Origin of the sequence: Dactylosporangium sp. CA-139066 (genome assembly GCF_050936175.1) — a bacterium.
Taxonomy (GTDB): Bacteria; Actinomycetota; Actinomycetes; order Mycobacteriales; family Micromonosporaceae; genus Dactylosporangium.
The window spans coordinates 4,982,487-5,003,380 of record NZ_JBNJNH010000001.1; the positions used below are offsets into that span (position 1 = coordinate 4,982,487).

General features: G+C 73.4%; 21 protein-coding genes. 16 read left to right on the forward strand and 5 right to left on the reverse strand.

Annotated elements, in window-relative coordinates:
- The first annotated feature begins 1 nt into the window (after position 1).
- The 6 genes from ACQEVU_RS22830 (at position 2) to ACQEVU_RS22855 (ending at position 8,806) form a co-directional block, all read left to right on the forward strand.
- Positions 2-2,923 carry an FAD-binding and (Fe-S)-binding domain-containing protein gene (locus ACQEVU_RS22830; protein WP_433326695.1) on the forward strand — a complete coding sequence of 974 codons (2,922 nt, stop codon included), beginning with the start codon at positions 2-4 and terminating at the stop codon, positions 2,921-2,923.
- A complete protein-coding gene (locus ACQEVU_RS22835) occupies positions 2,913-3,995 on the forward strand; it encodes an enolase C-terminal domain-like protein (protein ID WP_433326697.1) in 1,083 nt (360 codons plus the stop codon). The genes ACQEVU_RS22830 and ACQEVU_RS22835 overlap by 11 nt, the downstream gene beginning before the upstream one ends.
- 154 nt (positions 3,996-4,149) lie before the next feature.
- A complete protein-coding gene (locus tag ACQEVU_RS22840; RefSeq protein WP_433326699.1) occupies positions 4,150-5,043 on the forward strand; it encodes a cellulase family glycosylhydrolase in 894 nt (297 codons plus the stop codon).
- 9 nt (positions 5,044-5,052) lie between these two features.
- The gene (locus ACQEVU_RS22845; RefSeq protein ID WP_433326701.1) at positions 5,053-6,531 is read left to right on the forward strand and encodes a glycosyltransferase family 2 protein; all 1,479 of its coding nucleotides are present in this window, start codon (positions 5,053-5,055) and stop codon (positions 6,529-6,531) included.
- Positions 6,532-6,563: 32 nt separating this feature from the next.
- Positions 6,564-7,667: an AAA family ATPase gene (locus ACQEVU_RS22850; protein ID WP_433326703.1), complete on the forward strand. Its 1,104-nt coding sequence runs from the start codon at positions 6,564-6,566 to the stop codon at positions 7,665-7,667.
- A complete protein-coding gene (locus ACQEVU_RS22855) occupies positions 7,664-8,806 on the forward strand; it encodes a cytochrome P450 (protein WP_433326705.1) in 1,143 nt (380 codons plus the stop codon). Before ACQEVU_RS22850 ends, ACQEVU_RS22855 begins: the two co-directional genes overlap by 4 nt.
- A 28-nt stretch (positions 8,807-8,834) precedes the next feature.
- Here ACQEVU_RS22855 and ACQEVU_RS22860 read toward each other — a convergent pair whose 3' ends face one another.
- The 4 genes from ACQEVU_RS22860 to ACQEVU_RS22875 form a co-directional block, all read right to left on the reverse strand.
- On the reverse strand, positions 8,835-9,788 hold the full coding sequence (locus tag ACQEVU_RS22860) for a DNA topoisomerase IB (protein WP_433326707.1): 954 nt from the start codon (positions 9,786-9,788) through the stop codon (positions 8,835-8,837).
- 85 nt (positions 9,789-9,873) lie between these two features.
- Positions 9,874-10,440 (reverse strand): cysteine hydrolase family protein, encoded by a 567-nt coding sequence (locus ACQEVU_RS22865; protein ID WP_433326709.1) that lies wholly within the window; start codon positions 10,438-10,440, stop codon positions 9,874-9,876.
- A 20-nt stretch (positions 10,441-10,460) separates the two neighbouring features.
- A complete protein-coding gene (locus ACQEVU_RS22870; RefSeq protein WP_433326711.1) occupies positions 10,461-10,898 on the reverse strand; it encodes a MarR family transcriptional regulator in 438 nt (145 codons plus the stop codon).
- A gap of 26 nt (positions 10,899-10,924) precedes the next feature.
- Complete coding sequence (locus tag ACQEVU_RS22875) at positions 10,925-12,121, reverse strand: hypothetical protein (RefSeq protein WP_433326713.1); 1,197 nt, start codon at positions 12,119-12,121, stop codon at positions 10,925-10,927.
- Positions 12,122-12,397: 276 nt separating this feature from the next.
- Here ACQEVU_RS22875 and ACQEVU_RS22880 point away from each other — a divergent pair, with 276 nt between their 5' ends.
- Positions 12,398-13,753 carry a S8 family peptidase gene (locus ACQEVU_RS22880; protein ID WP_433326715.1) on the forward strand — a complete coding sequence of 452 codons (1,356 nt, stop codon included), beginning with the start codon at positions 12,398-12,400 and terminating at the stop codon, positions 13,751-13,753.
- A 68-nt stretch (positions 13,754-13,821) separates the two neighbouring features.
- On the opposite strand, the gene ACQEVU_RS22885 is transcribed toward ACQEVU_RS22880, so the two are convergent.
- Positions 13,822-14,568 (reverse strand): DUF5995 family protein, encoded by a 747-nt coding sequence (locus ACQEVU_RS22885; RefSeq protein ID WP_433326717.1) that lies wholly within the window; start codon positions 14,566-14,568, stop codon positions 13,822-13,824.
- Positions 14,569-14,664: 96 nt separating this feature from the next.
- Here ACQEVU_RS22885 and ACQEVU_RS22890 point away from each other — a divergent pair, with 96 nt between their 5' ends.
- The 9 genes from ACQEVU_RS22890 (at position 14,665) to ACQEVU_RS22930 (ending at position 20,883) form a co-directional block, all read left to right on the forward strand.
- Positions 14,665-14,994 carry a PadR family transcriptional regulator gene (locus ACQEVU_RS22890; RefSeq protein WP_433326719.1) on the forward strand — a complete coding sequence of 110 codons (330 nt, stop codon included), beginning with the start codon at positions 14,665-14,667 and terminating at the stop codon, positions 14,992-14,994.
- Between the two features lie 2 nt (positions 14,995-14,996).
- Entirely contained in the window at positions 14,997-15,356 is a 360-nt protein-coding gene (locus ACQEVU_RS22895) for a DUF1048 domain-containing protein (RefSeq protein WP_433326721.1), read from the forward strand.
- Positions 15,356-16,111 carry an ABC transporter ATP-binding protein gene (locus ACQEVU_RS22900; RefSeq protein WP_433326723.1) on the forward strand — a complete coding sequence of 252 codons (756 nt, stop codon included), beginning with the start codon at positions 15,356-15,358 and terminating at the stop codon, positions 16,109-16,111. Before ACQEVU_RS22895 ends, ACQEVU_RS22900 begins: the two co-directional genes overlap by 1 nt.
- A 5-nt stretch (positions 16,112-16,116) precedes the next feature.
- On the forward strand, positions 16,117-16,878 hold the full coding sequence (locus tag ACQEVU_RS22905; protein WP_433326725.1) for an ABC transporter permease: 762 nt from the start codon (positions 16,117-16,119) through the stop codon (positions 16,876-16,878).
- 105 nt (positions 16,879-16,983) lie between these two features.
- A complete protein-coding gene (locus ACQEVU_RS22910; RefSeq protein WP_433326727.1) occupies positions 16,984-17,529 on the forward strand; it encodes a chemotaxis protein CheW in 546 nt (181 codons plus the stop codon).
- Positions 17,526-18,359, forward strand: coding sequence for a CheR family methyltransferase (locus ACQEVU_RS22915; protein WP_433326729.1), 834 nt, complete (start codon positions 17,526-17,528; stop codon positions 18,357-18,359). The genes ACQEVU_RS22910 and ACQEVU_RS22915 overlap by 4 nt, the downstream gene beginning before the upstream one ends.
- Positions 18,352-18,828 (forward strand): chemotaxis protein CheD, encoded by a 477-nt coding sequence (locus ACQEVU_RS22920; protein WP_433326731.1) that lies wholly within the window; start codon positions 18,352-18,354, stop codon positions 18,826-18,828. The genes ACQEVU_RS22915 and ACQEVU_RS22920 overlap by 8 nt, the downstream gene beginning before the upstream one ends.
- Entirely contained in the window at positions 18,825-19,853 is a 1,029-nt protein-coding gene (locus tag ACQEVU_RS22925; protein WP_433326733.1) for a protein-glutamate methylesterase/protein-glutamine glutaminase, read from the forward strand. The genes ACQEVU_RS22920 and ACQEVU_RS22925 overlap by 4 nt, the downstream gene beginning before the upstream one ends.
- On the forward strand, positions 19,846-20,883 hold the full coding sequence (locus ACQEVU_RS22930; RefSeq protein WP_433326735.1) for a methyl-accepting chemotaxis protein: 1,038 nt from the start codon (positions 19,846-19,848) through the stop codon (positions 20,881-20,883). Before ACQEVU_RS22925 ends, ACQEVU_RS22930 begins: the two co-directional genes overlap by 8 nt.
- The last annotated feature ends 11 nt before the right edge of the window (positions 20,884-20,894 follow it).

Consider the following 20,894-nt stretch of genomic DNA (forward strand, 5'->3'; position numbering starts at 1 on the left):
CATGGCGGTCATCTCCCTGCCGACCCCGACCGCCCGCCGCGCCGCCCCGGCCCGGGACATCTCCGGGCTGGAGGCCGCGCTGCGCCAGGCGGTCCGCGGCGACGTGCGATTCGATGCCGGGGCACGCGCCGCGTACTCCACCGACGGCTCCAACTACCGAATGGTCCCGATCGCCGTGGTGTGCCCGCGCGACGTCGAGGACGCGGTTGCCGCCGTGCGGGTCTGCGCCGAGCACGACGTCCCCGTCGTCTCCCGCGGCGGCGGCACCAGCCTGGGCGGGCAGTGCTGCAACGTCGCCGTCGTGCTGGACTTCACGAAGTACGTGCGCGGCGTCGAGTCCGTCGACCCGGACGCCCGCACCGCGGTCGTGCTGCCGGGCACGCCGCTGGACGACGCCAACGCCGTCTTCGCCAAGCACGGGCTCACCATCGGGCCGAAGCCGGCGACCCATTCGCACTGCACGATCGGCGGCATGGCCGGCAACAACTCGTGCGGCGCCACCGCGCAGTGGGCCGGCACCATGGCGGCCAACATCGAGCGCCTGGAGGTGCTCACCTACGACGGCGAGCGGATGTGGGTCGGCCCGACCAGCGACGAGGAGTACGAGCGCATCGTGAACGCGGGCGGGCGCCGCGCCGAGATCTACCGCTCGCTGCGGGAGCTGCGGCAGCGCTACGCCGAGCAGATCGCGTCGCGCTTCCCCGACATTCCGCGCCGCGTCTCCGGCTACAACCTGCCCGAGCTCACCGCCGAGCGCGGGTTCAACGTCGCCCGGGCGCTCGTCGGCACCGAGTCCACGTGCGTGGTCATCCTGCGCGCCGAGGTGCGGCTGCTGCACAAGCCGTCCCACATGGTCACGGTGCTGCTGGGCTACCCGGACATCGCCGCCACCGGCGACGCCGCCCCGGCCGTGGCCCGCCACGCGCCGATCCAGCTCGAGGGGCTGGACGAAAAGCTGCTGCACTACGAGCGCGAGGAACACCGGCCGACGGAGATCCTCAACGCGCTGCCGCCCGGCCGCGCCTGGCTCTGCGTCGATCTCGGCGCCGACACCGAGGACGAGGCCCGCGCCAAGGCCGAGGCGCTCGTCGCCGATCCGGCCACGGGCGGCACCGCGACCATCCTCGAGGACGACGACATGCGCGAGCGGCTCTCGGCCGTGCGGGAGGCGGCGCTGGCCACCACGGCCCGCACCCCCAACGGCCCCGACGCGTGGCCCGGCTGGGAGGACTCGGCCGTCGACCCCGCGCAGCTCGGGGACTACCTGCGGGCGTTCACCGGCCTGCTCGAGGAGTTCGGCTACGGCGCGACCAGCGTCTACGGCCACTTCGGGCAGGGCTGCGTGCACTGCAGCATCCCGTTCGACCTCACCAGCCAGCCCGGCATCGCCCGCTACCGCGAGTTCGTGCAGCGCGCCGCCCGGCTCTGCGTCGAGCACCACGGCTCGCTGTCCGGCGAGCACGGCGACGGCCAGGCCCGCGGCGAGCTGCTGTCCATCATGTACGGCGACGACGTCGTGCACGCCTTCGAGGAGTTCAAGGCGATCTTCGACCCGAACGGGAAGATGAACCCCGGCAAGGTCGTGCACGCCCGGCCCCTCGACTACGACCTGCGTCTCGGCGCCGACTACGCCCCCGCCCAGCCGGCGACCCGGTTCGGCTACCACGAGGACGACGGCTCCTTCGCCCGGGCCGCGCTGCGCTGCGCCGGCGTCGGCGACTGCCGCCGCACCCACCCGGGCGGCGGCGTCATGTGCCCCAGCTACCAGGTCACCCGCGACGAGGAGCACTCCACCCGGGGCCGCTCCCGGCTGCTGTTCGAGATGGTCAACGGCGGCGTCATCGACGACGGCTGGCGCAGCCAGGCGGTGCACGACTCCCTCGACCTGTGCCTGGCCTGCAAGGGCTGCAAGAGCGACTGCCCGGTGCAGGTCGACATGGCCACCTACAAGGCCGAGTTCCTGTACCACCACTACAAGGGCCGGATCCGCCCGCGCGCGCACTACACGCTGGGCTGGCTGCCGCTGCTCGCCCGGGCCGCCGCGATCGCGCCCGACCTGGCCAACGCCGCCGGCCGGCTGCCGCTGGCCAAGCGCCTCGCCGGCGTCGACCCGCAGCGCACCGTGCCCCGCTTCGCGCCGGCCCGCATCGACCGCTGGCTGCGCCGCCGCCGGCCCGCCGGCACCGGCGAGCGCGGGAAGGTGCTGCTGTTCCTCGACTCGTTCACGACGGCGTTCACGCCGCGGATCGCCGCGGCCGCCGTCGGCGTGCTGGAGACGGCCGGCTTCGAGGTGGTCGTGCCGCCGAAGACCATCTGCTGCGGACTGACGTGGATCTCCACCGGCCAGCTCGGCGTCGCCGAACGGGTGCTGCGGCGCACGGTCGACGTCGTCTCGCCGTACATCCGCGAAGGCCTGCCCATGGTGGGCCTGGAGCCGTCGTGCACCGCGGTCTTCCGCTCCGACATGGGCGAGCTCTTCGGCCGCGACCAGGACGCCGACCGCCTCGCCCGGCAGAGCGTGACCCTGGCCGAGCTGCTCGCCGACCGGGCCCCGGACTTCGCGCCGCGGCTGCCGGAGGGCACCCGGGCGATCGTGCAGCGGCACTGCCACCACCACGCCATCCTCGGCGCCTCCGCCGACCGGCGGCTCATGGACGCCATCGGGCTCGAGGCCGAGGAGCTCGACTCCGGCTGCTGCGGCCTGGCCGGCGACTTCGGCATGACGCCGGAGCACCGCGACGTGTCGCTCGCCTGCGCCGAGCAGGCGCTGCTGCCCGCCGTGCGCGGCGCCGCGCCGGACACGCTCGTGCTGGCCGACGGGTTCTCCTGCCGCACCCAGATCGAGGACGCCCACACGGGCCGCCGCCCCGTCCACATCGCCGAGGTCGTCAACGCGGCGATACGGGGCACCGATGTCCGCTGAGGTGCGGGCGGTGCGCTGGGCGGCGTACCGCATCCCGACCGACCGCCCCGAGTCCGACGGCACCCTCGAGTGGGACGCCACCACGATGGTCGTCGTGCACGTCGAGGCCGAGCACGGCACCGGCGTCGGCTGGACCTACGCCCCGGCCGCCGCCGGGCAGATCGTCGAGGAGCTGCTGACCCCGCACGTGGCCGGCCGCGACGCGGCGGACATCCCGGGGGCCAACGCGGCGATGGCCCGGGCGGTGCGCAACGCCGGCCGCCCGGGCGTCGCCGCGACCGCGATCTCCGCCGTCGACGCCGCCCTGTGGGACCTCAAGGCCCGCCTGCTCGGCGTGCGGCTGGCCACCCTGCTCGGCGCGGCCCGCGACGCCGTGCCCATCTACGCCAGCGGCGGCTTCACCAACTGGGACGACCGCCGGCTGGCCGCCTGGCTGGACGACAACGGCGACGTGCCACGAGCCAAAATCAAGATCGGCGGCGGTACCGAGGCGGCCGACCGCCGCCGCATCGGTGTCGCCCGCAAGGCCCTCGGCCCCGGCCGGGAGCTCTTCGTCGACGCGAACGGCGCCTACAGCGCCGCGCAGGCGATCCGGATGGCGGCGGACTTCCCGGACGTGCGCTGGTTCGAGGAGCCGGTCTCCTCCGACGACCTCGACGGGCTGCGCCGGGTGCGCGACGCCGTCGCCGCCGACGTCGCGGCCGGGGAGTACGGCTACGACCTGCGGTACTTCGCCCGCATGGCCGGCAGCGTCGACTGCCTGCAGGCCGACGTGACCCGCTGCGGCGGCATCACCGAGTGGCTGCGCGTCGCCGCCGTGGCCGCCTCGGTCGGCCTGGACCTGTCCGGCCACTGCGCCCCCGCGCTGCACCTCGACGTGGCCGCGGCGGTGCCGAACCTGCGCCACCTGGAGTACTTCCACGACCACGTCCGCATCGAGTCCATGCTCTTCGACGGGGTGGCCTCCCCTTCGCCCGGGGGCGTTCTGCGCCCGGACTTTTCGGCCCCCGGCAACGGGCTGACCTTCAAGTCTTCCGACGCTTCGGCATATCAGGTCGCCTCCGGCGGGTGATTACACTTCACCCCGCGTTGTTGCCGGCCGTGTCGGAGATTCCTTGAAGAAACTAGCGGTAGTTGTTGCTGTTGTGTGTGCTCTGCTCTTCGCGTTCGCGTGGCACAAACCTTCGAAATCGAGCCGGTCGTCGCCCCCGCTCACGGGACTGCACGTGAGCGGGAAGAACATCGTCGAGGCGGGCGGGAGCCCGTTGGTGATGCGGGGCGTCAGCCACGGGTATGCCTGGCTCGGCCAGGACCGGGCGTTCGGCGACATCAAGCGGTTGGGCGCCAACACCATCCGCGTGGTGCTCGACTCCACCGTGGACGCCGGCCGGGTGGCCGGTGTCATCGCGCAGTGCAAGGCCAACCGGCTGATCTGCGTGCTGGAGTACCACGACACCACCGGCCACGGCGAGCAGCCCGGCAGTGTGTCCCTGGACCGGGCGGCCGCCTACTGGACCGGCCTGCGCAAGGTGCTCGAGGGCCAGGAGGACTACGTCGTGGTCAACATCGGCAATGAGCCGTTCGGCAACGCGGGTGCCGACGGGTGGACGGCCGCCACGACCGCCGCGATCCAGACGCTGCGCGCCGCCGGCCTGCGCCACATGCTCATGGTCGACGCCCCCAACTGGGGGCAGGACTGGTCGGGCATCATGCGCGACAACGCCCCCGCGGTCCTCGCCGCCGACCCGCGGCACAACACGGTGTTCTCGGTGCACATGTACGGCGTCTACGGCACGGCCGACAAGGTGACCGGCTACTTCGACGCGTTCGCGCGCGCCGGCCTGCCGCTCGTCGTCGGCGAGTTCGGCTGGAAGCACACCGACGGCGACGTGGCCGAGGACGCCATCATGCACGAGGCCCAGGCCCGCGGGATCGGCTACCTGGGCTGGTCGTGGAGCGGCAACAGCGGCGGGGTGGAGTACCTCGACATGGCCCTCGGATTCGATCCGGACCGCCTCACGGAGTGGGGCGAGCGCATCTTCAACGGCCCCGACGGCATTCGTGCGACGTCCCGCGAGGCGGCCGTCTACGGCGAGCGTGGGTTGGCGGCCCGCGGGTAGAGACGCTGGGTGGGACAACCCGAGGCGTTGAGTCCTGAGTGGGAGGCCCGACTTTCGCAAGCGGTCGCCACCGGGCGCGCGGCGGACCTGCACCGCCGGATCGCCCGGTGGAGACCGGCGTACCTCCCGCTGATCCTCGCGTACCTGGTCGTCGTGGCCAGCGACTTCTGGTCGAACGGCCCGACCCCCGGGACGCTCGGCTGGCCGCTCACCATCCTGTGGAGCTGGCCCCTCTTCACCACGCTGACCGGCATCGTCGGCATCCGCCGCACCCGCCAGGCCCTGCGCCGCTCGGCCGAGCGCTGGTCCGGCAAGGGCATCACGACCAGCGACGAACTGCTCATCGTCGCCGTGCCGACCGTCGGGCGGCACGACACCTTTCCCGCACTGGAGCGCTCGGTCCGCTCCTTCCTCGCGTATCTGCCGCCCTGCTTTCCCCACCTGCGCATCGACATCGTCGTCGACGAGGGCTGCGAGGCGTTTGCGGACATCGCCGCGCTGGCCTCCGGCAGCGAGGCCATCCGCCTCATCACGGTCCCGGAGTCGTACTCCACGCCGAACGGCACGCGCTTCAAGGCCCGCGCCACCCACTACCTGCACGAGCTGCGCATCCACGAGGACGAGGCGCGCGACGACGTGTGGGTCCTGCACATGGACGACGACACCGGCGTCGGCCCCGACACGGCCCTGGCGATGGCCCGCTTCATCGCCGAGCAGGCGGAGGCGGGCGATGACGGCAAGCATCTGGCCCAGGGCATCCTGACGTATCCCCGCGAGTATGCCCGCAACCGCCTGACCTGGCTGGCCGACGCCGCCCGGCCGGCCGAGGACGTGGGCCGCTTCTCCGCCTGGACCGGCGGCGGCACCCCGAGGGCCGGCGTGCACGGCGAGCTGCTGCTCGTCCGGGCCTCGATCGAGGCCGCGATCGGCTGGGACTTCGGGCCGCGGACCCTGGTCGAGGACGCCCAGTTCGCGTTGTACTTCAGCGCCCGCTACCCCGGCCGCAGCGCCTGGGTCGCGGGCCGCTGCTACGGCGCCTCACCGGCGACCGTGCACGACTTCTTCCGGCAGCGGGAACGATGGTCGTGGGGCCTGGCCGCGCTCGTCTTCAACCGCTCGCTGCAGCTGCGCAACCGCGTTCTGCTCGGCTACTCGGTGCTGTCCTGGGTGGTCGGCCCGATCCAGAACGTCGGCATCGTCATGCTGCTCGGCGTCCTGATCGCCGACCCGAACACGTCCCCGGTGGCGGCGTGGGTCATCCCGTTCTGGGCCCTGAACATGGCGTACGTGGTGTGGATGTACTGGGAGGGCCTGCGCGTGAACGCCGAGGTCTCCGCCGACGGCCGCCGCCGGTGGTGGGAGCTGGTCGCGGTGGTGCTGCTGATCCCGGTCTTCGGCCTGTTGGAGGGCGTGCCCGGCCTGCGCGGCTTCATGAAGTTCGCCCGCCGCGAGGAGAACCGCTTCGCGGTGATCGCCAAGCCGTCGTGACCGCGTGGCCCGGTGCGGGTTAAATTGACGGCGTGACCCTCGCCACCGATCCGCCGCCGCTGGCCTGGTACGGCGGCAGCTTCGCCTACTACGACGAAGAGCCGGAGCCGCCCACCGACGCCGAGCGCGATGCCGCGGCCGAGCAGGCGCGGGCGCGGCGGACGGCCGGGTTCACGCCCGAGCAGTTCGGCGACGAGCCGGGTGGCGCCGAGCGGGCCGGGCTCGTGCTCGGGCGCTTCCTGCCCGTGCACGACGGGCACCGGTACCTCATCGAGTTCGCCCGGGCCTGGGCCGGCCGGGTGTTCGTCTTCGTGCGGGTGCAGCAGGACGATCCGATCCCGTGGGAGGTGCGGCGCGACTGGCTGCGCGAGCTGTTCCCGGACGTCAGCGTCCACGCCGTCGAGGACGGTCCGCGCATCGACGAAGGGCGCTGGGCCGAGCGGATCCTGGCCGAGGTGCACCCGGACTACGTCTTCTCCGGCGAGGGGTGGGGGTATGTGCTCGCGCGGCGGCTCGGCGCGCGGTACGTGTGCGTCGACCGCGAGCACGTCCCCGTCACCGGGACGCAGGTGCGGGCCGACCCGTGGGCGTACGAGCGGTACCTGCCGCCGCCCGTGCGGGCCTGGTACACCCGCCGCGTCTGCCTCATCGGCGCCGAGTCCACCGGCAAGACGACCCTCGCCCGGCGGCTGGCCGAGCACTACGGCACCACCTGGGCGCCCGAGCGGCTGCGGTCCTACAGCGTCTGCGCCGACGACCCGGCGGACGTCGCCGACGCGGCGTTCGGGCAGCGGGCGGCCGAGGACCTGCTCGCCCGGCGGGCCAGCCGGGTGCTGCTGTGCGACACCGACGTGCTGTCGATGCGGCTGTGGTGCGAGCGGCTGTTCGGCGCCGCGCCGCAGTGGCTCGTCGACGCGGCCGAGCGCCCGGCGGCCGACCTGCACCTGCTCATGGCGCCCGACCTGCCCTTCGCGGGGGCCGACGAGCTGAACCGGCCGGGGGAGCGCCGGGAGTTCCACGCCGCCTGCGAGCGGGAGCTCAAGCGGCTCGGGCGGCCGTTCGTCACCATCGAGGGGTCGTTCGACGAGCGGTTCGAGCGGGCCGTCGCGGCGGTCGACGAGCTGCTGGGGCGATGAGCGGCTGGGACCCGTTCGGGGCCGGCTACGCCGCGGATCCGTTTCCGGCGCTCGCCCGGCTCCGCCGGTCCGAGCCGGTGTTCTGGAGCCCGCGGCTGCGGCGGTTCGTCCTGACCCGCTACGCCGACGTCGCCGCCGTCCTGCAGGACCCCGCCACGTACTCCTCCGCCGTCATCCCGCAGGTCCCGCCGGCCGACCGCGACCTGCTGGCCGAGTTCACGCGGTGGTCGGCGCGGTGGCTGTTCTTCCTCGACCCGCCGGAGCACGCGGCCAGGCGCGGGCCGGTCGCCCGGGCCCTTGCGCCGCGGGCCCTGGCGCACCTGGCCGGCCCGGTCGGCGAGCTGGCCCGCCGGCTGGTCGGCGACCTGCCGCGGCCCGAGTTCGACGTCCTCGCCGACCTCGCGCACCCACTGGCGGCGCGGGTCATCGCCGGGCTGCTGCGGCCGCCGGGCGCGGCGACCGAGGAGTTCCTGGCCCAGGCGCGCGTCCTGGAACGGGCCGACGCCTGCGCCCGCGACCCGCAGGCGCGCCGGGCCGGGCTCGAGGCGATGGCGGCCGCCGCCGAGACCACCCGCAGGTACCAGCGCTGCGACGCGCCGATGATGTCCGCGTTGCGCGCGGCGTGGGGCGACGACGAGGACCTCGTCGGCGCGCACAGCCTGATGCTCGTCTTCGCCGGCGTGGAGACCACGCAGAACCTCATCGTGAACACCGTCCACGCCGTGCTGCGCCACGCGGCGACGGGCGATCCCGGGGCGCTGGTGGAGGAGGGGGCGCGGTTCGCGCCGCCCGTGCTGGGCGTGCTGCGCCGGGCCACCCGGGACGTGCTCATCGCCGGCCGGGCGGTGCCGGCCGGCGCCGAGCTGGTGGTGATGACCGCCGCGGCGAACCGCGACCCGGCCCGCTTCCCCGATCCGGACCGGTTCGACCCGGGCCGCCGGCCCAACCCGCACCTGTCGTTCGGGCTGGGCCGGCACTACTGCCCCGGCGCCGAGCTGAGCCGCCTGACGGCCCGCGCCGCCCTGACCGCGCTGCTCGAGGCCTTCCCGCGGCTGGCGCTCAGCGGGCCGCGGCCGCGGTGGCGCGACCACGACCCGATCGTGCACGCGCCGGCCGGCCTGACCGTCGGCGCCGTCTGAGCGCCCGTTGCCGAGGCGGCCCGGGCCGTCACGGGGTCAGCAGGTCCGCCACCCCGGCCTCGGTGGCGGCGGTCACGCCCGACTCGTACGCCTCGACCACCCGCGGGTCCACATAGGACGAACGCGCGACCGCCGGTGTGTTGCCGAGCCGGTCCGCCACCTCCCGCATGGCGCCGGCCACCGCCTTGCGGCGGGCCGTCTTCGTCGGCTGCGGGCCGGCCTCGTCGAGGGCCCGCGCCGCGGTGACGGTGCCGTGCCAGGTGCGGAAGTCCTTGGCGGTCATCTCCTCGCCGAGATAGTCGTTGATCTCCGCGGCGGAGATCTCGCGCCAGCGGCGGGCGGACGGGTCCCAGTAGGCGAACAGCCGGTCCTCGCCGCGGCGGCGCCGGCGCAGGGCGCGCAGCACGGCGCAGACCTCGCCGTCGTCGACGGCCGACGTGTGCTCGATGCCGGACTTGCCGACGAACTCCAGCACCATGCAGCCGTCGCGGCCGCGGACGTGGTCGGGGCGCAGCGTGGACAGGCCGTAGGAGGGGTCCTCGTCGCGGTCGGCCGACTGGGCGCCGCCGACGCGGAACATGCCCCGGTCCAGCAGCGCGACGATGGCGGCGAGCACCCGCTCGCGGGTCAGGCCGCGGCCGCGGGTCAGGTCGCGGCGCACGCGGTCGCGCAGGTCCGGCAGGTGCTCGGCGACCTCGAGAACGTGGTCGAACTTCTTGCGGTCGCGCCGCTGCCGCCACTGCGGGTGGTACAGGTACTGCGTGCGCCCGGCCGCGTCGACGCCGGTGGCCTGGATGTGGCCGCGCTCGTCGGGGCTGATCCAGACGTCCTTCCACGCCGGCGGGATGACCAGGCCCTTGATCCGCTCGATGGCGGCGCGGTCCTTGAGCGGCCGGCCCCCGGTGCCGAGATAGACGAAGCCGCGCCCGGCCCGGCGCCGGCCGAGGCCGGGGCGGTCGGGGTGGCTGCGCCGCAGTCGCATGGCGTCGCCCGTACCCGGGCGCGACACAGGCGAAACAGAGCTCCCGGCCGCCGGCGCGACCGGGAGCTGCCGCGGGCCGGCTACATCACGGGTTGAGCGTCTTCGCCCACGCGTCGGCGGTGGTGACCTCCGCCTGGCGCGGGAACACCTTCTCGGTCAACACCCGGTGGACCTCGGGATCGGGGTCGGCGCAGGCGTCGGCGAGGACCGTCAGCCCGTAGTCGAGGTCGGCCGCCTGCCGCAGCGTGGAGAGCACGACCCCGCTGGTGGAGATGCCGGCCAGCACCAGCGCGCCGGCCCGCGCGCCGCGCAGCAGCACGTCGAGGTCGCTGCCGCTGAAGGCGCTGACGCGGCGCTTGACGACGACCGGCTCGTCGGGCCGCGGCTGCAGCGCCGGGTGGATCTGCGTGGCCGGGTGGTCCTGGGTCATGGTGTCCCCGGCGGCCGAGATGGCGCCGAACGTCCGGTTCGACTCGGCGGCCTCGGGGTAGCCGGGCCGGAACCCGACCCGCACGAACATGACCGGCACGCCGGCCTCCCGGGCCGCCTCGACGGCGCGGCCGGCGGCGGCCAGCACGTCCTCGTTGCCGAGGCGCGCGACGATGCCCTGCTGGAAGTCCATCACGAGCAGGACGGGACGGGCGTCGGACATGAGCGTTCCTTTCCTGGGGTTCACTGATCCGCGAGCTCGCCGAGCAGGGCGAGCGCCGCGTTGATGGTGGCGAGCTCGCCGGCCGAGTACCGGCGGTCCATCTCCCGGGCCAGCCACTCGCCGCGGCCCTGTTTGTCGGCGCTCGCCCGGCTCCGCCCGGAAGCGCTGAGCGTGATGATGTGCCGGCGGCCGTCCTCGGGATCGGGCGCCCGCTCGATCAGCCCCAGCTCGTCCAGCGCGTTGAGCGTCGCCGTCATCGACTGCGAGCGCACCCCTTCGGCGAGCGCGAGCGCGGTCGTCGTGGAGGCGCCGTCGCGGTGCAGGCGCACGAGGACCGACGTCTGCGACGGGGTCAGCCCGCCGGACGGCAGCTCCCGCAGCCGGGCCCGCAGCCGCCGGAAGACGACGATCAGGTCGCGCGCGGCGGCCGCCGCGGCGGGTGTCGGCTCCTGGCTCATATACGTCAGCATACTACGTAGTTAGGCTACGGAATTTGCCGCCTGCGGACATCGGCAAGGTAGGCGGCGAACCGATCGCCCTGTCCGGCCGCCCGGCAGGCCGCCTGCAGGGCCCGCAACAGCGGCAGCGCCCGGCGGAACCGGTCCCGGTCGCCGTCGCCGCCGGCGCGGATCTGCTCCTCGATGAGGTCCTGGTACGGCTCGATCACGTCGGCCGGCTCGGTCGTGCCCCGCCGCTCGAGCAGCTCGAGCCAGCGCCGCCGGCCGAGCCGGCCGGCGTCGGCCCGGCCGATCGCCCAGGCCTCGCCGGCGGCACCGACCGCGCTGAGCACGTCGACCAGTTCGGACACGTAGAGGGGCTGCTCGGCGACGCGCTGCCGTAGCCGCTCGAGCGCCGCTGGGGTCGGGTCGGCGGCGCCGGCCTGCACCGCGGTGCTCTCCCATGCCTGGAAGGCCTCGAGCGACGGGTGCCGGTCGAACTCTTCCCGCCGCACCGCCAGCGCGGCCTCGCTGTCGCCCTGTTCGAGCAGCAACGCCACCAGCGTGTCGAGAAGCTGGTCGGCGTACGGCCAGCCGGCCTTCTCCACCAGCCCGCGCCGCGCCCAGGCGATCGCCTCCGTGGTCCGGCCGGCCGCGCGCAGCGTGTCGACGGTCCGCGCGTACCGCACGGCACTGGCCGAATGCCCGGCGAGCACCTGGACGTGCCGGTCACAGGACAGCTCGGCCAACTGCTGGCGCAGATCCTGCACCGCGAACCGTCCCCGCCATGACTCGGGATCCACCGTCTCGGCCCGATCGGCGACCAGCCGCTCGACCTCGCCCAGCCCGGGCGCGCCGAGCGCCGGGGCGAAGTCGCGCAGCACGATCCGCGGCCATCCCGGGCCGTCGCACTGGAGTCTCACCAGCCAGCCGGCCAGCTGTCTCGGGTTCTGGGGTACCGCGATGCAGGCGCGGGCGTAGAGCTCCATGAGCTGCTGCAGGTCGTCGCCGACCACGCCGGACGGGTCGTCCATGTACATCAGCGCGGGCGTGATCCGGTCGACCGCCTTGCGCAGCGCGGGCACCACGCTCGCCGCGGCGCCGGCGTCGATCAGCGCCGCACACCGGTCGGCCAGGTCGCGGGCCGTCTGCGAATACTCGCGCCGGCCCCGGCAGGGATCCGCGCGGCGATCGCGACGGAGCCGATCGACCAACCCGGTCAGATCTGCGGTGTCGTTGTCCATGTCCCACCAAAGCCTCGCGGCCGGTGACCGGTGCCCCAGGCACCGTCCAGTGCCACGTCCCGGTGTAACGCCGGGCTCCCCGACGCCGCTCATTCCGCGGACGTGGCGTTTACAGCGCGACGTCGATCGGACAGTCCGACGGAAAGGTTCACCGTGAGACTATCTCGTCGCAAGGCACTGGCAGCCGCGTCCGCCGCCGTGGTCGGTGCCGGCGTCCTGACCGCCGCAGCGTTACCGACGCAGGCGTTGGCGGCCGGACCGGAAAGCACCTACATCGTGCTTGCTCCAAAGGGTCAGTCGACAACTCGGGCCGCGGACCGGATCGCCGCCGCCGGTGGCACGGTCGTCGCCAACTACAACCAGATCGGCGTGCTCGTCGCGCGCTCCACCAACCCGTCGTTCGCGACCTCGGTAGCGGGTGCGGGCGTGGACGCCGTCGCGTCCACCGCCGGCCTGGGCACCGCGCTCGAGGACGGCGCCACCGTGGAGGTCGCCGAACCGGCCGCGCAGCAGAGCACCGGCGACCCGACCGGCGAGCCGCTGTTCGGCCAGCAGTGGGACATGGCCCAGATCAACGTTGCCCAGGCGCACAAGGTGACCACCGGCAGCCCGAACGTGGTCGTCGGCATCCTGGACAGCGGCATCTCCAGCACCCACCCCGACCTCGCCACGCAGATCGCGAAGGACAAGAGCGCGTCCTGCATCGGCGGCTCGGTCGACACGGCCGAGGCCGCCTGGAACCCGACCACCTCCGACCACGGCACGCACGTCGCCGGCACGATCGCCGCCGCGATCAACGGTGTCGGCATCGCCGGCGTGGCCCCCGGGGTGAAGGTCGCCTCCGTGAAGGTCGTGAACGACGACGGCTTCATCTACCCGGAGGCCGCGGTGTGCGGCTTCCTCTGGGCCGCCGACCACGGCATGCAGATCACGAACAACAGCTACTACATCGACCCGTGGGAGTTCAACTGCCGTAACGACGTGCGGCAGCGCCCGGTCTGGCAGGCCGTCCAGCGCGCGATCCGGTACTCGCAGAACAAGGGCGTGCTCAACATCGCCTCGGCGGGCAACTCCAACGTCGACCTGCAGCACAAGTTCGTCGACGCCGGCAGCCCGAACGACGGCAGCTTCCCGGTCGAGGACCGCACGATCACCGGCGCCTGCCTTGACCTGCCGGCCGAGGCGCCCGGCGTGGTGACCGTGTCGGCGGTCGGCCCGACCCGGTTGAAGAGCTACTACTCGTCGTACGGCCAGGGGGTCGTGGACGTCGCGGCGCCCGGTGGCGACACCCGGTTCCGGACCCTCGGCTCCAGGTCGACGCTGACCGACGCGGTCCTGTCGACCACCTTCAACACCGCGACGAAGACCAACGGCTGGGGCTACAAGCAGGGTACGTCGATGGCCGGTCCGCACGCGGCCGGCGTCGCCGCCCTGGCGCTCTCCGCCCACCCCGGCATGCAGCCGGGCGCCCTGGCGTCGTGGCTGGAGCGCACCGCCGTCGCGCTTCCCTGCCCCAGCGGCGTGTACAACCCGGTGCCCAACCTGCAGGGCTTCGAGGCGACGTGCTCGGGCGGCAACCGCAACGGCTTCTACGGAGCCGGTGAGGTCGACGCGTACAACGCGGTGCGATAGCACCGGCAGTACCACGGTGGGGTCGCCGGCTCACGAGGCCGGCGGCCCCACCCGCTTTTCCGGCCCGTTCACGGGCCTGACAGGGTCACGCCGAAGCCGCGCCGGGCGAGGCGCAGCAGCACCTGCCCGGGGGCGGTCAGCTCGGCCACCTTGGCCGCGCAGAGGGCTTCCAGTTCCCGCAGCACGATGTCGTACCGCGCCGGGCCCTCCCGCCGCGCCCGGTCCAGCGCCGCGGTGTTGTGCCACACCTTGGCCCGCGACTCGGCCAGCAGCCGCCGCGTGGCGGCCCGGTTGAGCGGCCCCAGCAGCCGGTCGACGAGGCCGATCCGGGCCACGGTGGCCCGCATCTCGCCGTCCTCGGCTCCCACGCGCGCCAGTAAAACGGTGTCGACGTGCGTGTGGTCCCGGTTGCGGGCGGCGAGCACGGCCGGGTCGTCGAACTCCGCGGGCGCGATGACCGCGATGAGTGCCTGCGGCAGGTCGTAGTTGATGTGCGCGTTCATGCCGAGCAGCACGTGCCGCAGCGCCGGCGCATCGGGCCGCTCGCGCGCCGCGTCGAACGCGATCCGCCACGGCGCCGGCACGGGCCGTCCGGCCAGCTCGGCGTCGAACGCGTCGAGGTACAGCTGCGCGAACACGACGTCCCACCGCTGCAGCCACGGCCCGTCGAGGAACCCGCCCCGCTCGATCTCGGCGGCGACCGCGCGGGTGGTGCGCAGGTAGGTCCCGAGGAAGTGCCGCCGCGCGTCTCGTTCGCCGAGGCGCGCGAGGTCGCTCTCCATCCGCGAGACCAGCGCCGGGATGCTGTCGAACACGACCCCGATGGTCCTCCGCGGGGGCTTGCGCCGGCACTAGTCAGCGCTACTATGTACCGGTAGTCAACACCACTGAGTAGTCCGGGGAGGCGTTGCGTGGGCCGGCAGATGACGGAGATGCTCAAGGGCACGCTGGAGGGCATCGTCCTCGCGATCCTCGCCATGCGGGCCGCCTACGGCTACGAGATCACGGCGTGGCTGCGGGAGCAGGGCTTCTCCGGCATCGCCGAGGGGACGGTCTACGCGCTGCTCGTGCGGGTCGAGCAGAAGGGCCTCGTCGACGTGGAGAAGGTGCCGTCGGAGAAGGGCCCGCCCCGCAAGGTGTACTCCCTCAATGCGCAAGGCCGCGAATACCTCGAAGAGTTCTGGCGGACCTGGGGCTTCCTCGCCGACCGGCTCGGGCAGCTCCGCGAAGGAGGTAGCTGAGCATGTTCTCGAAGATCGTCGAAACGGTGATCGGCCCGAAGAAGGAGTGGCGGGCGTACAAGGCGCGCGCGAGACGGCTTCCCCCGAGTTATCGCACCACGATCGATGCGGTGGAGCGCTACCTCATGTACTTCGGCGGGGGCGGCGACGGGATGGCGATGTTCGGCGACCTCATCGACCTGTTCGAGCAGGGCGCGGCGAGCGGCACCCCGATCCGCGAGATCGTCGGCGACGACCCGGTCGAGTTCGTCGAGACGTTCATCCGCAACTACCCGCAGGGCCGCTGGATCGTCCGGGAGCGGGAGCGGCTGACCGACGCCGTCGCCCGCGCCGCACGCGAGGAAGAAGAGGGGGCGGCCTGATGGCGATCCACGTGCAAGGGCTGCAGAAGTCGTACCAGGATCTGCACGTGCTGCGCGGCGTCGACTTCGACGTCGAGCCGGGCAGCATCTTCGCCCTGCTCGGCTCGAACGGCGCCGGCAAGACCACGGTCGTGAAGATCTTGTCCACGCTGCTCAAGGCGGACGCGGGCACGGCCACCGTCAACGGCTTCGACGTCGCCACGCACGCCGCGGACGTGCGGGAGTCGATCAGCCTCACCGGGCAGTTCGCGGCCGTCGACGAGATCCTCACCGGGCGGGAGAACCTCGTGCTGGTGGCCCGGCTGCGGCACCTGAGGAACCCGGGCCCGATCGCCGACGAGCTGCTCGCGCGGTTCTCGCTGACCGACGCGGCGGCGCGGAGGGTGGCGACGTACTCGGGCGGCATGCGCCGGCGCCTCGACATCGCGATGAGCCTGATCGGCAACCCGCCGGTGATCTTCCTGGACGAGCCGACCACCGGGCTCGACCCGCAGTCGCGCCTCGAGGTGTGGAGCAGCGTCAAGGAGCTCGCCGGGAAGGGCACGACGGTGCTGCTCACCACGCAGTACCTGGACGAGGCCGAGCAGCTCGCCGACCGGATCGCGATCCTGCACGAGGGCCGGATCATCGTCACCGGCACCCTCGCCGAGCTCAAGGCGCTGCTGCCGCCGGCCAAGGTCGAGTACGTCGAGAAGCAGCCGACCCTCGAGGACGTCTTCCTCGCGCTCGTCGGCGCCGGCAGCCAGGGGGCGTGAGGGCCGTGAACAGGCATTTCCCCGGTGACACCGCCGTCCTGCTGGGGCGGTCGCTGCGGCACATCATGCGCAGCCCGGACACCATCATCACCACCACGATCATGCCGGTCGCCTTCATGCTGCTGTTCGTCTACGTGTTCGGCGGCGCCATCAACGCCGGCCCGGGCCCGTACGTGAACTACCTGCTGCCCGGCATCCTGCTCATCACGATCGCCTCCGGCATCTCCTACACCGCGTTCCGGCTCTTCCTGGACATGCAGCGCGGCGTCTTCGAGCGGCTGCAGTCGATGCCGATCGCGCGCTCGTCGGTGCTGTGGGCGCACGTGCTGACGTCGCTCGTCGCCAATCTGATCTCGATCGTCGTCGTCGTGCTCGTCGCCCTCGTCATGGGATTCCGCTCCGCGGCGGGACTGCCGGCGTGGCTCGCGGTCGCCGGCATCCTGATGCTGTTCACGCTGTCGCTGACGTGGATCGCCGTCATCCCCGGTCTCACCGCGAAGTCCGTGGACGGCGCGAGCGCGTTCTCCTACCCACTGATCTTCCTGCCGTTCATCAGCTCGGCGTTCGTGCCCACCGGGACCATGCCGGGCCCGGTGCGCGCCTTCGCCGAGCACCAGCCGGTGACCTCGATCGTCAACGCGATCCGCGACCTGCTGACCCGCCGGCCGGTCGACCGCGACATCTGGATCGCGCTCGGCTGGTGCCTCGGCATCCTCGCCGTCGCATACGCCTTCGCGATGGTCACGTACCGCCGCCGGATCTCCTGACCGGCGATGACCGCCTGAGGGAACCGAAACGCTACAGACCGGCCGGCCGGCGCCGATCAGCGAAACGTACGACAATTTTGCCGACGCACGGAAACGGGCAGACCGGTGAGCATCACGCATACCACCGCGCAGGACGCGCAGGACGCCGGCGGCGTCGAGGCCGGGCGGTATCTGACGTTCACGCTGCACGGCGAGTCCTACGCGCTGGACATCTTCCACGTCATCGAGATCATCGCGTACCGCAACCTGACCGCCGTGCCGATGGCGCCCGACTTCGTGCGGGGCGTCATCAACCTGCGCGGCCGCGCCGTGCCCGTCGTCGACCTCGGCATCCGCTTCGGGCGGGGCGCCACGGCGGTCGCCCGGCGCACCAGCATCATCATCGTGCGCAGCGGCGAGCCGGGCGGCGCCGAGAGCCAGGACGTCGGGATCCTCGTCGACATGGTGAACAAGGTCGCCGGGTTCGGCGCCGGCGACCTCGAGCCGCCGCCGACCTTCGGCAGCGGGATCCAGCCGGAGTACATCAGCGGCATGGCCCGCCGCGAGCACGACTTCATCATCGTCCTCGACCTGGAGCGGATCCTGTCGCCGTCGGACGTGGCGGCGCTGGCCCGCGCCGGGCGCGACCTCGCGGCGGACGACGGATCGTGACCGGGTCGCTGGATGCGCCTCCGGAGATCACGCGCGACGACTTCGCGGCGATCAGCGCGCTGCTGCACCAGCGCACCGGCATCCGCCTCGTGCCGGGCAAGGAGACGCTCGTCATGGGGCGGCTCAGCCGGCGGCTGCGCCAGCTCGGGATCGGCGGCTACGACGAGTACGTGCGGCTGCTGCACCACCCCGACGGCCACGAGCTGGGGCAGGCGATCGACCTGCTCACCACGAACGAGACGTCGTTCTTCCGCGAGCCGCAGCACTTCGACTACCTGCGCGACACCGTCGTGCCGCGCCACCCCGGCGGGCGGCTCTTCCGGTTGTGGAGCGCGGCGAGCTCCAGCGGCGAGGAGGCGTACACCGCGGCGATGGTCCTGCTCGAGCGGCCGCCGCAGGGCGGGTTCGAGATCTACGGCACCGACGTGTCGACCCGGATCGTCGCCGGCGCCCGGCGCGGCCTCTACCCGCTGGAGGCATCCGCGCGGATCCCGCCCGAGCTGCTGCGCAAGTACTGGCTCAAGGGGCGCGACGAGTACGCCGGGCTCATGGCGGCCGGCTCGACGCTGCGCGAGCGGGTCACGTTCCTGCACGCCAACCTGCTCGACGACCTCGGCGACCTGGGCCGCTTCGACGTCATCCTGCTGCGCAACGTCATGATCTACTTCGACCAGCCGACGAAGGCGGCGCTGGTGCAGCGGCTGCAGAACATGCTGCACCCCGAGGGGCACCTCATCGTGAGCCTGTCCGAGACGCTCAACGGCATCCCGTCGCACCTGCGCATGGTCCGGCCCTCCATCTACCGGCTCCCGGCGGGCTCCCGTGACTGACGTCTTCCTCCACCCGGGCGAGTTCCGCTTCGCCGAGACCGGCACCGTCCTGGCGACGCTGCTGGGCTCGTGCGTCGCCGTGAGCCTGTGGCACCCGGGGCGGCGCATCGGCGGGCTGTGCCACTTCATGCTGCCCGGCCGCTCGGGTGACTGGCCGCAGGCAGCGGCGCGCCCGGACGGCCGGTTCGCCGAGGACGCGTTCGCGCTCTTCGGCCGCGAGCTGGCGCGGACCGGGACGCGGCCCCCGCAGTACCACGCGAAGATCTTCGGCGGCGCCGCGCAGCTGCTCGCCGATGGCGTGGCCGCGGCCAACGTGCGGGCCGGGCTGGCGCTGCTGGAGCGGCACGGCTTCACCCTCGCCGCCCGCGACGTCGGCGGCACGGGGGCGCGCGTGCTGCGCTTCGACCTGGCCACCGGCGACGTCTGGGTGCGCCGCGCCGGCCGCCTCGACCTGGGCGTGGCCTCATGACCGTCAAGACGCTCATCGTGGACGATTCCGCCGTCGTACGGCAGGTGCTCACCTCCGTGCTCGCCGCGGCGCCCGGCATCGAGGTCATCGGCGCCGTCCCCGACCCGGTCCGCGCGATGGACATCATGCGGCGCGACTGGCCCGACGTGATCGTCTCCGACATCGAGATGCCGCGCATGGACGGCCTCACGTTCGTCAAGCAGGTGATGGCGACCCGGCCCACCCCGATCGTGATCTGCTCGACCCTGGTCGGGCGCAACGCGCGGGCCGGCCTCGACGCGCTGGCCGCCGGCGCGGTGAGCGCGGTGCCGAAGCCGGAGAGCGGCCTGAAGCGCTACCTCGAGGACGACAGCGGCAACATCGTGGCCGCGGTGCGCGCCGCCGCCGCGGGCCGCGTCCGCCGCGCCGGACGGCCCCCGTCGCGGCTGGCCGAGCCGCCCCCGCGCCCGGCCCGGCGCGAGGAGCGGCGGGTGGTGGCGATCGGCACGTCCACCGGCGGCACCCAGGCGCTCGAGCGGGTGCTCACCGCCCTGCCGGCCCGCTCGCCCGCCGTCGTGGTCGTGCAGCACATGCCGGAGCGCTTCACCGCCGCGTTCGCCGACCGGATGAACAGGCTGTGCGCGGTGGAGGTGCGCGAGGCCGCCGACGCCGACCGGGTCGCCGACGGGCTCGTCCTCGTCGCGCCCGGCGGCCGGCACCTGGAGCTGGTCGGGGACGGGCTGGGGTACCGCGTCCGGGTCTTCGACGGCCCGCCGGTCAACCGCCACCGGCCGTCGGTCGACGTGCTGTTCCGGTCCGTGGCGCGCGCCGCCGGCCCGGACGCGCTCGGCGTCATCATGACCGGCATGGGCGACGACGGCGCCCGGGGGCTGCTGGAGATGCGCCGCGCCGGCGCGGCCACCGTCGCGCAGGACGAGCAGACGTGCGTCGTACACGGCATGCCCAAGGAAGCCGTGCTCATCGGGGCGGTCGAGCGCGAGGTGCCGCTCCCCGCGATTGCAGAGGTGATTCGCAACCATGGCTGAGTTCCTGTACATCGTCGCCGCGCTCATCGCCGGCGCGGCCGCCGGCTACGCCGCCGGGCGGGCGCGGCACGCCCGGCCCGAGGGGCCACCGGCGCCCGCCGCGCCCGACGAATACCGCCGCGGCGTCGGCTCCTTCGCCGCCGAGGTCGCACCGGTCTGGTCGGCGCAGATCGAGTCGTCGCGGGCCCAGATGGAGTCCGGCATCGGCGCCGTCACGCACCGGTTCAGCCAGATCGTCGACAACGTCGACGCGGTCCTGGCGTCCTCGGCGAACGCGATCGGCCAGCCGGGCGAGGGGGCGGGCTCGTTCGACCGCGGCCGGGAGCGCCTCGCCAACGTCGTGCACACCCTCGACAGCGCGATGCGGGCCAAGCGGCAGGCCGTGCACGACCTGGCCGGGCTGGCCGGGTTCAACGACGAGCTCAAGCAGATGACCGCCGACGTGGCCCAGATCGCCGCGCAGACCAACCTGCTGGCCCTCAACGCCTCGATCGAGGCGGCCCGGGTCGGCGCGGCCGGCGCCGGCTTCGGCGTCGTGGCCATGGAGGTCCGCCGCCTCGCCGACCGCTCGCTGCAGACCAGCGTGCAGATGGCGGAGAAGGTCGCCGGGATCGAGACGGCCATCAACGCGGTGCTGGCCACGGCGGAGGGCGACGCGGAGCGGGAGAGCGTCGCCGTCGCGCGGGCCGGCGACGACGTGCGGGAGGTCATCGACGACCTGCAGGCCGTCGTCATGCGCTCGCGGGAGTCGTCGCAGCGCCTGGAGCGGGCCGCCGTGGACATCCGCTCCGCGGTCTCCGACGCCATCGTGAACCTGCAGTTCCAGGATCGCGTCGGGCAGGTCCTGCAGCACCTCGAGGACAACATCAAGCGCCTGCCCGGGCACGTCGCCGACGCGCCCGCGAGCGGCCCGCAGGCCCGGCCGCTGCTGGCCGAGCTCGAGCGGACGTACACCATGCAGGGCGAGCTGCAGGCGCACCGCTCCGGCGCGGTGACCGAGGCGCCGACGTCCGAAGTCACGTTCTTCTAGGAGGGGGCAGC

What these genes read in the sequence shown, in the direction of transcription:
- ACQEVU_RS22830 (WP_433326695.1), top strand. Translation starts at nt 2, where the DNA reads ATGGCGGTCATCTCCCTGCCGACCCCGACCGCCCGCCGCGCCGCCCCG.
- ACQEVU_RS22835 (WP_433326697.1), top strand. Translation starts at nt 2,913, where the DNA reads ATGTCCGCTGAGGTGCGGGCGGTGCGCTGGGCGGCGTACCGCATCCCG.
- ACQEVU_RS22855 (WP_433326705.1), top strand. Translation starts at nt 7,664, where the DNA reads ATGAGCGGCTGGGACCCGTTCGGGGCCGGCTACGCCGCGGATCCGTTT.
- ACQEVU_RS22860 (WP_433326707.1), bottom strand. Translation starts at nt 9,788, where the DNA reads ATGCGACTGCGGCGCAGCCACCCCGACCGCCCCGGCCTCGGCCGGCGC.
- ACQEVU_RS22865 (WP_433326709.1), bottom strand. Translation starts at nt 10,440, where the DNA reads ATGTCCGACGCCCGTCCCGTCCTGCTCGTGATGGACTTCCAGCAGGGC.
- ACQEVU_RS22870 (WP_433326711.1), bottom strand. Translation starts at nt 10,898, where the DNA reads ATGAGCCAGGAGCCGACACCCGCCGCGGCGGCCGCCGCGCGCGACCTG.
- ACQEVU_RS22875 (WP_433326713.1), bottom strand. Translation starts at nt 12,121, where the DNA reads ATGGACAACGACACCGCAGATCTGACCGGGTTGGTCGATCGGCTCCGT.
- ACQEVU_RS22895 (WP_433326721.1), top strand. Translation starts at nt 14,997, where the DNA reads ATGTTCTCGAAGATCGTCGAAACGGTGATCGGCCCGAAGAAGGAGTGG.
- ACQEVU_RS22900 (WP_433326723.1), top strand. Translation starts at nt 15,356, where the DNA reads ATGGCGATCCACGTGCAAGGGCTGCAGAAGTCGTACCAGGATCTGCAC.
- ACQEVU_RS22925 (WP_433326733.1), top strand. Translation starts at nt 18,825, where the DNA reads ATGACCGTCAAGACGCTCATCGTGGACGATTCCGCCGTCGTACGGCAG.
- ACQEVU_RS22930 (WP_433326735.1), top strand. Translation starts at nt 19,846, where the DNA reads ATGGCTGAGTTCCTGTACATCGTCGCCGCGCTCATCGCCGGCGCGGCC.